The sequence below is a fragment of the Trichocoleus desertorum ATA4-8-CV12 genome (genome assembly GCA_019358975.1).
GTDB classification, from domain to species: Bacteria; Cyanobacteriota; Cyanobacteriia; order FACHB-46; family FACHB-46; genus Trichocoleus; species Trichocoleus desertorum_A.
This window is the reverse complement of record JAHHIL010000013.1, coordinates 50,527-63,603: the sequence shown is the minus strand read 5'-3', so window position 1 is coordinate 63,603 and position 13,077 is coordinate 50,527. Positions and strand designations below refer to the sequence as shown.

Below are 13,077 nucleotides of genomic sequence, written 5' to 3'. Positions count from 1 at the left end.
CCTAGTGCAACATCATCGTGACGAGTCCTTGCTGGCCCAGCAGGATTTCGCGCAGTAGGCTGACAATCCCTACCCAAATAATCGGGGTAATGTCTACTCCCCCGATCGGTGGCACAATCTTTCGCAATGGCACCAAGAAAGGTTCAGTGGGCCAAGCCACAACATTGAAGGGAAATTGATTCAGATTCACTTGAGGGTACCAAGTGAGCACAATCCGAAAGATAAACAGAAAAATCATTAACCCCAGCAGAGGGCCAAGCGTCCAGGTGACAATTGCAGCAGAAGTCATAAATGTAGGGTTACGTGAGCGGATGGCGAGTGAGCGCCTTTGCAGACTTTTAAGCTTTGTAACTAAATTCGTTCTTTAATTTTAACTTGAGGATAGGTACTGTTTGAGGCGCGATCGCTGCTATCTGCAAGCCTTGGACCACGAACCTAGAATCCCCTGTGCTTTATGCCGTGGGAGTATGTCAAAATTATGAGAACTGACTCATGGTTGTAATTTAAGGACGAGGACTCTCTATGACTCCTTCACTCGCTAATTTCTTGTGGAGCCTATTTTGGGGTGGTTTGATTGTGGTCGTTCCCGCTACTGTAGGACTGATCTTCATCAGCCAGAAAGATAAAATTCAGCGCTCTTAGTCGCTCTCTTAAGTTTGTAAAGCTAGGGTTTTCAAGCACTTTTTGAAATTTTTCATCACGCTGCGTCAGCAGTTCAAGCTAGCCTACCCCAACCTCAGTTTAGTCAGAGGCAACTTCAAGTTGTCTGATGCTGACAGACTGAGGTTTTTTATGCTCAGGTATAGATTACCTTAGAGATACAAGTTCGCTACCCTACGAGTGTTAGCCCGCAGCGATCGCTGGCAAGCTAAAATCAGTTTACCTAGCATAGGGTAAAGGTTCTTAGCAAGACTCGCTAACATAGGACTGACTTAGGAGTAAAGGCAATGGTAAACGTCGGACTTAGCTGGAGCAGTATGGTGGGCATTGCTCTTGCTATCGCTGGAGCAGCGCTTTATTTTCTGCGCTCAGTGCGTCCAGGTCTAGCCCGCGATCACGATCTCTTCTTTGCGGCAGTGGGGCTCCTCTGCGGCGGTATTCTCTTTTTCCAGGGCTGGCGACAAGACCCAATTTTACAATTTGGTCAGTTTCTGTTGGCTGGAACCACTATTTTCTTTGCAGTAGAAAGCATTCGATTACGGGGCGTCGCTACCGAGCAAGCAAAGCGCAGTACGCCGATTGTGGATGATGAGCGGCCTGTGAGTCGGGTATATCAGGCTGAGTTGGATGATGTGACTCAGTTTGATGAAGAGTGGGCCAGTCGGCGTCGCATTCGCGGTTCTAGGGACAACTATGCCACTCGCGATGATGAATACGAAGATGATGTGCCTCGGCGTCAACCGATTCGGCCTAGTAGAGATGAACGGTTAGGTCCTGGCGATCGCGCTCGTAGACCCCGTCCTCGCTCTGAGGGTTGGCCAGTTGACGATAGCGACATTGCAGATGTATCAGCAGACTTTGACGATCGCCCCGCTAGGAGGCCAGCACGTCCTAGCAGCAACGGCTCCTCCCGTCCCGCGAATCGCGATTCTAGTTCGGGGCCTAAAACTCGCAGACCTCGTCCTCCGCAAAGTCCTGCTTCCTCAAGACGCTCGAATCTAGATGCAGAACCGAGCGATTATGTGGATTATCAGCCGATTAATTTCCCAGAGGATGAGGGAGATAACTCATCTAACTTCGATTAGGCTGTACCTTTTGGCTTGAGGCACTATGAGGCTCTAATTAGCCTAACTACTCAGCGCTGCCACTGCGAACCTAATCTAAATTCAAACTAATTCTAAAGCGGGAGCCGTTGTTATACTGCTCCCGCTTTACGTTGTGTGGGTTGCTCTAGTTTGATTCGCCCATCTAATCGGTTTGTCTCTGGTTCCGCAGGGGCCATAGATGGCTTCACAGCTTCAAACCAATCACTAGGGCTGAGCTAGCTCATCTGGGTGCTGGTGTTAAGTGGGAATCGGAACCAACCAATCGGCTATAGCAGTACTGATAAAGGTTAAGACGGGGTGTAGGGGTGAAACCCCTGGCGGGGCGAAGCCCCCACACCCCCTTTGCCCTAAACTTGATGAGTAGCACTATATCATCGCAGGCCTAGCCAGGTCCAAAAATCTTGACGAGTAAAGAATTCTAATATCAGCAGAGCCACAAAGCCGAGCATGGCAAACCGCCCGTTGATTTGTTCCGCATAGAACGTCCAGCCAAAGGCAGGCTCAAAGCGGCTATCAGCTTCTGGAGTGGGCTGGGGGGAGTTTGCCTGGGGGGGAGTAGAGGTTGTTTCGTTCATAGCAAGAAGTGATGGATCAGCAGATTAGGGCTGAGAATTAGCCTGCTTTGACTCTACCGCTAAATTTTGTACTGACTCAATCAGCGATCGCACTTGGGGAGCCCCAGGAGACGCATGGAACGTAAAGGGGAATTTGCCTCGTTGCACCATCCGTAAACCCAGTTTCCCCATGGTGACTAAGCCTTGGAGATCGCGGAAGGAATTTGTCACCACCCGCAGACCAAATTGGCGCTCATCCACCCAGCCCCCTTGCTTGACCAAATCAACCAAGGTGCGACGGTGCCGAATCGGACGGCTATCCTCAACAGCGGGATTTGCTAAAATTTCTCGCTTGATATTACCAATCTGATCCATAGGAGCCACGTCCATCGGGCAGACCGAGTTGCAGAAAAAGCAGCGAGTACAGCCCCATACCCCTTGCGTGCCTTGATTGTATTGGTCAAGGCGCTGGGCGGTCTGATCGTCGCGAGAATCTGCCAGGGTGCGGTAAGCCTTCGCTAGGGCATGGGGGCCGACAAAATCAGGATTGACGGTGCGGGCATTACATTCCGAATAACAAGCGCCACAGAGAATGCAGTTGCCCGTTTGGTCAAGGCGCGATCGCTCAGCGGGTGTCTGCAAAAACTCTCGCTCTGGGACATGTCGGGCTGCGGTGCTGACGTAGGGATCAACGGCTTTTAGATTGCTCCAAAAGCTTTGCATATCAACTACTAAATCTTTCACCACAGGCATATTGCCCATCGGCGCGATCGTAATTTCTGGCAAGGTTTCAGCAGGCTTTGGAGTTAGTTCTGCTGTTCCTGCAATTTGTTGCAATCGCGCTAATTCATGACCCACATTTTCTTTGCAAGCCAATGCCGAACGACCATTAATTCGCATTGAGCAACTGCCACAAATTGTATTACGACAATTTTTCCGAAAAGCTAAACTACCGTCTTGCTCCCATTTGATGCGATTTAAGCAATCGAGAATGGTCATGCCAGGATCAACATCAAGAGTGTATGTCTGTACCCAAGCGGGAGCATTTTGGCCCTGTCGGGCTACTTTAAAAAGAACTTGCATGCTTAAAACCGATGCCTTGAAACTTGCAGGGTAAAGTGAAGAATTACTGAAATTTAGAGTCTGAGCAAGAAGATTTCCCAACTGCTTCGTCACTCGCAGTTCACTACTTTCTTGCAGTTCACTACTTCGTTGACTGGTCGCTTTCCTGCCCCTGTCTCTAGTTTAATCCCGAACTTCTCTAACCTAGGCGACCCCAACAGTGCTTTGCCAGCATAACAATTCCGTAGAGTACCCTGGTCTGTGCAATTTTCGCTCTGGGCGATGTACATCCGACACTGCAAAGATGAAATTTTTCTAAGCAAAATAGTTTAAAAGTTTGCGACGAACTGTCCTTTACTGCTAATTAGAGCCATCAGTGAGCACTCATCCGGAGATGCGGGAGTCGGGATCATAACTTGCATAAACACTCGTCAGGTTGACAGCCCATTGAAATCGTGCATCCACTTATGGAATCTTCTAAAATACTCGCCATCAGAAATTTTGGCTGAGCAAAGGTTAAGCATTGACACAAAAATCCGTAAAGTGAACCTACAAATATTAGTGATAAAACTAATTAGTAAAAGTCTTGTCAAAACATATAGATTAAAGGATATATTTTTTATAAAGCCACACACTGGCATTTCTTGTTTACCCTCCTAGAGAGCAAAGGATATTTTGCAAAGTGATGACTGAAACTGAAACGCCAACAGCCCCATTGACGGGCAAAGCGCTACTGCAAAAAGTAAAAGAACTTTCTCACTTACCTCGGAGAGAAACTGCGAAGCGCTGCGGTTACTACACGGTCACAAAAAATGACCAAACTCGTGTCAATTTAACTGATTTTTATGATGCACTGCTTGCGGCTAGAGGCATTCCTTTAAGCCCTGAGGGTTCTAAGGATGGACGTGGTAGAGAACCGACCTACCGCGTTAGTGTTCATAAAAACGGCCAAATTGTCATTGGTGCAACTTACACTCAGGCAATGGGATTAAAGCCTGGTGATGAGTTTGAAATCAAACTTGGTTACAAGCATATTCATCTGATTCAGGTAGATGCTGACAGGAGTGGTGCTAGGGCAACCGATGATGATGACCTGGATGAGGAATAGTTACTTCTTCCAGCTTGCTTCATTTACGCAGAGAATCAATAGAGCGATCGCGGGAGTTGACAGGTAAATTTCTGCTTAACCCTGTCTGAGGTGTCAATCAATCGATGACATGAAGCCACTCAGACTTAGGGTTGCGGATAAAGGAAACGTAAAGATTGGGAGTAAATAAGCAATCAAATTCGGAATTGCTGCCAATCTGTATAGCTTCATGAACTTAAGAAATGCATCTTTTTGATGATGGATTGAAACATTTACCTGTTACAGTCTTGCTCCTCACTGACGCTGAACTCCCAAGTTCTATTGTTTCTCTTCGTTATGCCTCCTGCGTATGTTCAATCAAGCAACTCACCTGATGATTTCGTCTTTTACAGAAGCATCAGCAATCGTTAAGGTAGTTGCTTTTTTGGGCATTTGGGTTTTTGTTTGGTTGCCCTTGGGAATCCCACTTGCGATCGCGCTCAAGTGGCAACCGACTCAACCCATTACACCCTCACAAAAATTACCTTTAGTTGCTTCCCTCTATTTGCTTGCTCCTCTGATTCTTTGGGGGTTGGCGCGTATTCAGGAAGCCCCTTTTTCAGCGTATGGGTTAGCCGCGACGATGCCCTTTTTCAGTGCTTTAGCATTAGGGCTGATTTTGGGCGTTTTGGGCTTGGCTGTGTTGTTTGGGCTGCAAGTGTCCCTGGGCTGGATTCAGTGGCCTCCTGGGCCTCAAATTTCGCCTCAGAACCCTGTTTCCGCCACTCATAAAACCAGTTGGCTCAGTTGGCGCATCTTGCTGCCTACCCTCCTATTAGGGCTTTGGGTCAGTGTGACGGAAGAGTTGATTTTTCGGGGATTTCTGCTCAATCAATTGCAGCAGGAGTACTCGCTTTGGCTGGCAGGGGCGATCGCGAGCGTCATCTTTGCAGTGCTACACCTAGTCTGGGAAGGGCGGCAGAATCTGCCTCAACTCCCCGGACTTTGGCTGATGGGGATGGTGCTCGTGCTAGCGCGCCAAGTAGATGGCGGTAGTTTGGGGTTGGCTTGTGGGTTGCATGCAGGCTGGATTTGGGGCATTGCGAGCTTAGATACGGCTCAGGCGATCGCCTATACGGGCAAAGGGCCATCCTGGATGACGGGGTTAGGTGAGCAACCTTTAGCAGGTGGGATGGGTTTATTGTTTCTGCTGGGCACTGGGGCAGGAATTTGGTGGCTCGGTTCTGGTAGGCTACTGCTGCCTTAAACCTCGGCCACCCTTGCCCTCCGAAGCGTGCCTAAAGCGTGCCTAAACCTAAAGCGTATAAGTAAAGCCTTCTGTCAACATTCCTGGCACCCAGCAACCTCCTAGCTGGCGACCTCCATAGGTGCCAACCTCAGGAATAAACTCCTGAAAATTAGTGAAGTCAATCAGACTTTTGCCCCAAAAGCGATACAAACTCTCGTCAAAGCGCAAATTCTCGATGGGAGCGACTATTTTGCCATTTTCTACCCAGAAACAGGCATAGCGGGTCATCCCGGTAATTCGTCCTGTCGGGCGATCGCTCCAATTTAAATAATGTAGATTCGAGACATACAAGCCTGTGTCCAGTTCTGACAAAATCTGATCGCGACTGAGGGTGCCAGGACTAATCTCTGGCGATCGCAACCCCTCCGAACCATTGGCTCCATTTGCAGCCACACCATACTCTTTGGCGGTGCGATCGCTGACTAGCGCATTGACCAATTGGCCTGCCACAATCAGCGGCAAGTCTAGCGGAGCTGTTTCACCCCACTCATTAAAGCGGGGCACTAAACCATGTTGAAAATTCTCCTTCAGTGTGAAGCGGGGAGACAAGCGCTTCTGACCACGGCGCAGCTCATTTAGGGCGCTATTTCCTTGCTGCAAGGTGGCTTCACTAATGCCACCCCAGGACAACATCCCTAGCAATTCTGCGACTGCTGCGGGCGCTAAATAGGTGCGGTATTGCCCCCGCGAGAGTTGCTTGGGGGGAGCGAAGAGCAGTTGCAGTTGCGTTTTAGATTCTTGAATTTGGGTTTTGTAAGCCTCTGTATCCCAGGTGCTACCTGCCAGTGTGCCTTTGACTGCTTCACCGTTGGTTCCAAACAAAGAATAGTCTAGGGCAAAAGAATTCGTGGCAAACCAATGCTTCTGACCGCTGGAGTCCGCATAGCCTCGCACAAGCAAGCCTGCTGCATAAATGCCTGTAAAATCCAACTCGGCTACGACTGGTAGCACGGTGGAGGTGACTGATTCAGGTGCTAGAAGTTGCCCTGAGTTGACATCTCGGCTGGTGCTGGTGCCCGCTGGAATGACTAAATAGGGGTCAATCGGTAGCTGGGGAACGGCTTGCCGCAGATCTGCAAAGGCGATTTGGGCTTGCTGCAAGTCAATTTCTAGATCGCCTGTAAAAGGAAAGGTGCGATAACTGGTGCGCTGGTCGCGAATCAAGGTGAGCTTGAGGCAGCCATCAACCACATTCCCGATTTGCCGCACTTTCGCGTGATTGAAGCGAATGAATTGACTGCGCTCACTGCTGAGTTTCAACGTTAAATGCTCACCGGGTTCGACTTGGTGCAACAGGGCTTCAACCACCTGAGCAAAACTGGTTTCCAAAGCGGCTAATGTCTGGGAGCTAGTTGAGGAGCTAGTTAAAGAACTCATGGAACTGATAGATGAACTCACCTAAAACTCCTGGGATGGTTGGAAGCCCTGGCTCTCTAGAGTAGGGAGGAAAACCGACTCAAGCGGCTTTAGCCGCCTTGGTGATACAGATACTTTCATGGGTTCACATGTGAGATAATCATAGGATGGAACAAAAGCTGACACTGACTTGCAAGCTTCAACCTACACCTGAACAAAGCGCCAAGATTGACGCATTGTTGAAGGCGTTTGCGGATGCTTGCAATTTTGCGAATCAGACCGTTAAACCATCCGTAACCAGCAAGACCACGATTCAAAGTCTGGTCTACAACCAGTTGCGAGAACAGTTTGGGTTGAGCGCCAATCAAGCTGTTAGAGTTTGTGCCAGAGTCGGAGCAAGCCGTAAGACCGCCAAGCTGAAAGACAAGCCCGTTAAGCAGTTCAAGCCTACGTCGGCTGATTACGATGCGCGGCTCTTTGCTTTCAGAGAAAAGGATTGGACGGTTAGCCTGACGCTTTTGGATGGACGGGAACACATCAAGCTGAATGTTGGCAATTATCAGCGAGGCAAATTGAAGGGACGAAAACCCACTTCTGCCCAGCTGTGCAAGCATCATGATGGCTCCCACTATATCCACATTCAACTGACCGATACCGCTCCAGACCCTATCAAGTCTGACAAAGTGATTGGTGTTGATCTTGGGCGACGCGAAATCGCTAAAACCAGCACCGACAGGGGTTGGGACGGCAAGCAGTTGAACGGCATTCGGGATAGGTTTTCTAGAGTTAGAACGTCTCTCCAGGTCAAAGCCTCGAAGGGCACAAGATCGACTCGCAGACGAGCGAGACAGGTCTTGAAACGGCTGTCGGGCAGAGAGCGACGTTTTCAGCAATGGCTGAACCATTCCATCAGCGCCTCCATTATCCGTGAGGCAAAACAACTCAATGCCACTATTGCAATCGAGAATTTGACGGGCATTCGAGATAGAACTAACCAACAACCAAGAAGTAAGACCGAACGGAGACGGTCTAACAGTTGGGCGTTCTATCAACTGCGTCAATTCCTCGAATACAAAGGCATTAAAGAAGGGGTTGAGGTTGTCGCCGTCAATCCTGCCTACACCAGCCAGACCTGTAACCAGTGCTTGCACATTGGCTTGAGGTCTGACAAAAAATTCAAGTGTGGGCATTGTGGCTGGCATGGTGACGCTGATCTGAATGGAGCTTTGAATATTGCTGCTTTGGGGCTGTCAGTAACGCAGCCTAGAGGTTCGGGATTGTTTTGCTCGCTTGAACAGGCAGTCTCAGGGCTACTGAAAGCCCCGTCGCTTTAGCGCGGGGAAGTTTACGCGCCACCTCCAAACACTTCAATATTGGCAAAGGCACAAACCGGGGCTGCGTGCCCAACCCAAATAGTCTGATTTGGCTCACCCTTACCACAGACTGGAGAACCATACAGCTTCCAGGTTGAGCGATCGCCCACTTGAGACAAGCTCCGCCAAAATTCGGGTGTCGTTCCCCGGTAGTTGGGATTGCGTAGAGTCTTGGTAAGTTGACCGTTCTCAATCAACCTGGCGTATTCGCAACCAAATTGGAATTTGTGCCGCTGGTCATCAATCGACCAAGAACGGTTAGATTGCATGTAAATCCCATGTTCAATGTTGCCGATGACCTCCTCAAAGCTGGCATTCCCCGGTTCTAAATTTAGGTTCGCCATGCGATCGATCGCCGGACGATTCCAAGAAGTAGCTCGTGCGCAAGCCACCCCTGGTAGCCCCAGTCGAGCTTGGCTTTCTAGACTTCCTAGACCACGCTCTAACACACCCTCGCGGATCACATACTCACGGGTCGCAGGCACGCCAGTATCGTCAAAGCTGTAGCTAGAAAACTCACCCGGAACCGTGGGGTCAAAGGTGATATTCATCAGCGGTGAACCGTAAACCAAATGCCCAAAATCCTTTGGTTTGACGAAACTGCCCCCGGCATAATTTCGCTCATCTCCTAAGATGCGATCGAGTTCTAGCGGATGCCCCACGCTTTCATGAATTTGTAACAGCATTTGGTCTGGATCGAGAACCAGCGTCGTAGCCGTGGTTGGGCATTCTTCAGCACTCAGCAACTCCACGGCTTGCTCCCCCACCTGCTTGACTTCATCCCATAGTTCAGGAGTTAAAAACAGTTCCATCCCGCCCTGAGAACAGTGGGCTAACCAGCCATTATGACTGCGCCGTTGCACGATCGCGCCTGCTTGAGCGGTTGCAGCGTAGTCGGTCGCCAAAGTGAGGAATTTTTGATAAACCTCAGAGCCATTGCTGCTGACAAACCAAGTTTCGATTTCTCTGGTATGGGCGGCGGCACTGGTTTGCACGATCTGATCAGATATCTTCAGGGTCTGACAGAGCTTGACCAGCACCTCGTTAATTTCCCCAGCTGTTAGAGATTGAAAGGGTTTTAGAAACGGTGACGTATATTGCCCGACCACTTTAGGCCGTTCTGCCACTGTGGTGGGGTGAATCGACCATTCACTAGCCGTAAAAGCTTGCTGGTAAGCAGTTTTGGCTGCCGCTTGCAAACTTTCTAGCTTTAGAGAATTGGTAGCTCCATAGCCCAGTTGACCATTTACCAACACTTCTACCATGACGCCTTGGGTCAGAGATTTGCCGTTGGCTTCAGGTTTGCCATCACGGACGGCATAAGTTGAGGAAGTGTCTTTAACGGCTCGCAGACCTATCCAATCAGCGGGAATATCTAGAGCCGCGATCGCCCTTGAAAGTTCAGATATCATCGTTTGTTGTTAAATAGCGCTTAACTTTGAGCAAAATCACAAAAGCAATGGATGAGGAGAGGAAACCTCATGGCTGCCCCTCCCTGCTCGGCTTTAACACTGGTTGCTAGTGTTTCCCTATTGGATTTGTAAGACTGGCTTCACCTGACCCCCAACCCTAACTAGCAAAATCAACGTAGTGAAATACTAGCTGTGGTGCCAGGTTGTGACGCCACCCAGTTGATCCACTAAAGTGATTCCTTGGGCTTTTAACTCATCCCGAATGCGATCGCTCTCCCCAAAGTTTTTGGCCTTGCGAGCCTCCTGCCTTTGTTGGATGAGTTGCTCGATTTCTGCATTCGTTAGGCCAGAGGGACTTAACTCAATGCCAGAATCCGATTCTTGACCTGAACCGAATTCGGTCGGCATGGCTTGTGGACGGATCTCTAAACCCAAAACCTGAGCTAGTACCACTAAAGTCTGCCACTTTTGTCTCAACGTTTGAGAGTCGAGCTTTGTTTCACCTTGATGAATTAGGAGGTTGCCTTCACGGCGTAGATCTTTGGCAAGTTCGAACAAAACGGCGACGCCTCCAGGGGTGTTAAAGTCGTCATCCATTGCTGTCTGAAAGCGTTGCACAGGATCACTCTCAATATCAATCCGCATGTTGGCGGAATTCCCAAAGTCAGAATCTTGGCGATCGGGCCAGTTCAGTTGCTCCCCGTATTGATAGCCGAATAACAATCCTTCTTTCAGTGTGTCCCAACTGTTGTTAGCAGAGGCGATCGCTTCATCGGTAAAGTCAATGGGTTTGCGGTAGTGCGCCTGTAAAACAAATAGCCGCAACACCATAGCATTCAGGCCATGATCCAACATTTGCCGAATCGTGGTGAAGTTGCCCAAGGATTTGGACATTTTCTCGCCGCCCACATTTACCATGCCGTTGTGGAGCCAGTAATGCGCTAAGGGGTGGCTTGTCGCTGCTTCCGACTGGGCAATCTCATTTTCGTGGTGGGGGAAGACTAGGTCGGCACCGCCCACGTGGATGTCGATTGTGTCGCCCAAGTGTTCCCGAACCATCGCCGAGCACTCGATATGCCATCCCGGACGACCTTGACCCCAAGGAGACTCCCAAAATTCCTCACCTGGTTTCGCTGCCTTCCACAGGGCAAAGTCAAAGGGGTCTTGCTTTTTCTGCTCCTCTACTGACACTTCGACACGGCCACTAGCCCCAGCTTGCATGTCATCTAGCTTGCGCCCAGAGAGTTTGCCGTACTCCGAAAACTGCCGCACCTTGTAGTAGACATCGCCATCCGCTGCATAGGCAAACCCCTTTTGCTCTAGCTCATGAATCAAGCGCTTGATGCCATCAAGGGTATGGGTGGCACGGGGATACTCATCAGCTTCGAGAATGTTCAGCCGCGCCATGTCTTCCAGGTAAGCTTCGGTGTAGCGATCCGCAATTTCTCGCGGAGAAACGCCCTGCTCCCGTGCCCGGTTGAGAATCTTGTCATCAATGTCGGTGAAGTTTTGCACGTAGCGCACGTCAAAGCCACGCCATTGCAAATAACGCCGCACCGTATCCCAAACAATGTAAGAACGAGCATGACCCAGGTGGCAGTAGTCGTACACCGTTACGCCACAGCAATACATCCGCACCTTACTAGGTTCAATCGGCTCAAAAGGTTCCTTGCGACGGGTGAGGCTGTTGTAGAGCGTTAGGGGCATTGTGAACTAGGGATGTTTGAGGGACGTAAGGCTAAACATTTTGATTCTACTAGGGTACTAGGCACAGCGCTCTGATTTGAGAAAGGCGATCGCTTAACCAGTCATTCGCCAGAGCGATCGCCTAATATGGGAGATGGCCCAACATCGGCTTGAGACTTCGTTACACTCACGCTAAATGTTGAGGTTGCTTCGAATTCAAAAAACTCTTGTTCTAGCAATTACTGACTAGTCACGCTATGCAATCAGCCACTGATCCCGCTCAAATTCAGGCAATGGATGCCCCCAAGCATGGTCTGCCAGTCACGATCATTACTGGCTTCCTCGGTAGTGGTAAGACGACGCTGCTAAACCATATCCTGACCAATCAGCAGGGGGTGAAAACTGCAGTTCTGGTGAATGAGTTTGGTGAAATCGGCATCGACAACGAGCTGATTGTGAAAACAGGCGATGACATGGTGGAACTCAGCAACGGTTGTATTTGCTGCACCATCAACAACGACTTGCTAGAAGCCGTTTACAAAATTCTAGAACGGCAAGAGCGCGTAGATTATCTGGTAGTTGAAACCACTGGCTTAGCCGATCCACTACCTGTAGCGCTAACTTTTTTGGGTACAGAACTGCGCGACTTGACCCGCCTCGATTCGATTGTGACGGTAGTTGATGCCGAAAACTACAGCCTGGATTTGTTCAACAGCGAAGCCGCTTACAACCAGATTGCTTACGGCGACATCATCCTGCTCAACAAGGTTGACTTGGTGGATGAAGCCGATGCGGATGCTCTAGAGCTAAAGATTCGGGACGTGAAGAAAGACGCTCGAATTCTGCGAACCACTAAGTCCCAAGTGGCCCTGCCTCTGATTCTGAGTGTGGGTCTGTTTGAATCGGACAAATATTTCAACCCCAGCGAGCCCGAACCAAACCAAGATCATCACCACGACCACCATCATGACCATGATCACCATCATGACCATGCTGAGCACGATCATCACGACCACCACGATCATCAGGCTCATGACGATCACTCAGCTTGCGATCATGATCATGGTCAATGCACTCACGATCACCATGATCACGACCATCACTCGCACCACTTAGAGAATGATGGCTTTACCTCTCTATCTTTCCAGAGCGACAAACCCTTTGCGATTAAGAAGTTCCAACACTTTCTAGATAGTCAATTACCTGCTGGTATCTTCCGGGCTAAAGGCATCCTCTGGTTTGACGAAAGCCCCAAACGTCATGTGTTTCACCTCAGTGGCAAGCGTTTCTCGCTCGAAGATGACACCTGGAACGGCCAGCCCAAAAACCAGTTGGTGCTGATCGGCCAAGACTTAGATCACGATGCTCTGCGATCGCAACTGGAAAAGTGCCTCTGCATGCCTTCTACTAACCGGGGTCGAGGGTTTGGTAAGTAATTAACGCCAGCTAGCAAAGTTGAGCGATCGCTGACTTTTGAAATCCCCGTGCTTTTC

The 13,077-nt window shown here is 49.7% G+C and carries 12 protein-coding genes; 6 read left to right on the top strand and 6 right to left on the bottom strand.

Annotated elements, in window-relative coordinates:
* Position 1: 1 nt before the first annotated feature.
* A complete protein-coding gene (locus tag KME12_12245) occupies positions 2–289 on the bottom strand; it encodes a YggT family protein (GenBank protein ID MBW4488551.1) in 288 nt (95 codons plus the stop codon).
* Positions 290–522: 233 nt separating this feature from the next.
* On the opposite strand from KME12_12245, the gene KME12_12240 reads away from it, so the two are divergent.
* Positions 523–642 (top strand): photosystem II reaction center X protein, encoded by a 120-nt coding sequence (locus KME12_12240; GenBank protein ID MBW4488550.1) that lies wholly within the window; start codon positions 523–525, stop codon positions 640–642.
* A 305-nt stretch (positions 643–947) separates the two neighbouring features.
* On the top strand, positions 948–1,745 hold the full coding sequence (locus KME12_12235; protein ID MBW4488549.1) for a hypothetical protein: 798 nt from the start codon (positions 948–950) through the stop codon (positions 1,743–1,745).
* 392 nt (positions 1,746–2,137) lie between these two features.
* Here KME12_12235 and KME12_12230 read toward each other — a convergent pair whose 3' ends face one another.
* Both KME12_12230 and KME12_12225 read right to left on the bottom strand, forming a co-directional pair.
* Positions 2,138–2,341, bottom strand: coding sequence for a chlorophyll A-B-binding protein (locus KME12_12230; GenBank protein MBW4488548.1), 204 nt, complete (start codon positions 2,339–2,341; stop codon positions 2,138–2,140).
* A 24-nt stretch (positions 2,342–2,365) separates the two neighbouring features.
* Positions 2,366–3,403 carry a succinate dehydrogenase/fumarate reductase iron-sulfur subunit gene (locus KME12_12225; GenBank protein ID MBW4488547.1) on the bottom strand — a complete coding sequence of 346 codons (1,038 nt, stop codon included), beginning with the start codon at positions 3,401–3,403 and terminating at the stop codon, positions 2,366–2,368.
* 664 nt (positions 3,404–4,067) lie between these two features.
* Between KME12_12225 and KME12_12220 the strand changes: the two genes are divergently transcribed.
* Both KME12_12220 and KME12_12215 read left to right on the top strand, forming a co-directional pair.
* Complete coding sequence (locus KME12_12220) at positions 4,068–4,490, top strand: AbrB family transcriptional regulator (GenBank protein MBW4488546.1); 423 nt, start codon at positions 4,068–4,070, stop codon at positions 4,488–4,490.
* A gap of 328 nt (positions 4,491–4,818) precedes the next feature.
* Entirely contained in the window at positions 4,819–5,715 is an 897-nt protein-coding gene (locus KME12_12215) for a CPBP family intramembrane metalloprotease (GenBank protein ID MBW4488545.1), read from the top strand.
* Between the two features lie 48 nt (positions 5,716–5,763).
* On the opposite strand, the gene KME12_12210 is transcribed toward KME12_12215, so the two are convergent.
* Positions 5,764–7,134, bottom strand: a complete 1,371-nt coding sequence (locus KME12_12210; GenBank protein ID MBW4488544.1) for a TldD/PmbA family protein — start codon at positions 7,132–7,134, stop codon at positions 5,764–5,766.
* 146 nt (positions 7,135–7,280) lie between these two features.
* On the opposite strand from KME12_12210, the gene KME12_12205 reads away from it, so the two are divergent.
* A complete protein-coding gene (locus tag KME12_12205; protein ID MBW4488543.1) occupies positions 7,281–8,447 on the top strand; it encodes a transposase in 1,167 nt (388 codons plus the stop codon).
* An 11-nt stretch (positions 8,448–8,458) separates the two neighbouring features.
* On the opposite strand, the gene KME12_12200 is transcribed toward KME12_12205, so the two are convergent.
* Positions 8,459–9,898: a TldD/PmbA family protein gene (locus tag KME12_12200; protein ID MBW4488542.1), complete on the bottom strand. Its 1,440-nt coding sequence runs from the start codon at positions 9,896–9,898 to the stop codon at positions 8,459–8,461.
* A 186-nt stretch (positions 9,899–10,084) separates the two neighbouring features.
* Positions 10,085–11,605: a cysteine--tRNA ligase gene (gene cysS, locus KME12_12195; GenBank protein ID MBW4488541.1), complete on the bottom strand. Its 1,521-nt coding sequence runs from the start codon at positions 11,603–11,605 to the stop codon at positions 10,085–10,087.
* A 236-nt stretch (positions 11,606–11,841) separates the two neighbouring features.
* Here cysS and KME12_12190 point away from each other — a divergent pair, with 236 nt between their 5' ends.
* A complete protein-coding gene (locus tag KME12_12190; protein ID MBW4488540.1) occupies positions 11,842–13,020 on the top strand; it encodes a GTP-binding protein in 1,179 nt (392 codons plus the stop codon).
* The last annotated feature ends 57 nt before the right edge of the window (positions 13,021–13,077 follow it).

Excerpts from the sequence above, each read along its gene's own strand:
- KME12_12245 (MBW4488551.1), bottom strand. The coding sequence starts at position 289 with ATGACTTCTGCTGCAATTGTCACCTGGACGCTTGGCCCTCTGCTGGGG.
- KME12_12240 (MBW4488550.1), top strand. The coding sequence starts at position 523 with ATGACTCCTTCACTCGCTAATTTCTTGTGGAGCCTATTTTGGGGTGGT.
- KME12_12235 (MBW4488549.1), top strand. The coding sequence starts at position 948 with ATGGTAAACGTCGGACTTAGCTGGAGCAGTATGGTGGGCATTGCTCTT.
- KME12_12230 (MBW4488548.1), bottom strand. The coding sequence starts at position 2,341 with ATGAACGAAACAACCTCTACTCCCCCCCAGGCAAACTCCCCCCAGCCC.
- KME12_12225 (MBW4488547.1), bottom strand. The coding sequence starts at position 3,403 with ATGCAAGTTCTTTTTAAAGTAGCCCGACAGGGCCAAAATGCTCCCGCT.
- KME12_12220 (MBW4488546.1), top strand. The coding sequence starts at position 4,068 with ATGACTGAAACTGAAACGCCAACAGCCCCATTGACGGGCAAAGCGCTA.
- KME12_12215 (MBW4488545.1), top strand. The coding sequence starts at position 4,819 with ATGTTCAATCAAGCAACTCACCTGATGATTTCGTCTTTTACAGAAGCA.
- KME12_12210 (MBW4488544.1), bottom strand. The coding sequence starts at position 7,134 with ATGAGTTCTTTAACTAGCTCCTCAACTAGCTCCCAGACATTAGCCGCT.
- KME12_12205 (MBW4488543.1), top strand. The coding sequence starts at position 7,281 with ATGGAACAAAAGCTGACACTGACTTGCAAGCTTCAACCTACACCTGAA.
- KME12_12200 (MBW4488542.1), bottom strand. The coding sequence starts at position 9,898 with ATGATATCTGAACTTTCAAGGGCGATCGCGGCTCTAGATATTCCCGCT.
- cysS (MBW4488541.1), bottom strand. The coding sequence starts at position 11,605 with ATGCCCCTAACGCTCTACAACAGCCTCACCCGTCGCAAGGAACCTTTT.
- KME12_12190 (MBW4488540.1), top strand. The coding sequence starts at position 11,842 with ATGCAATCAGCCACTGATCCCGCTCAAATTCAGGCAATGGATGCCCCC.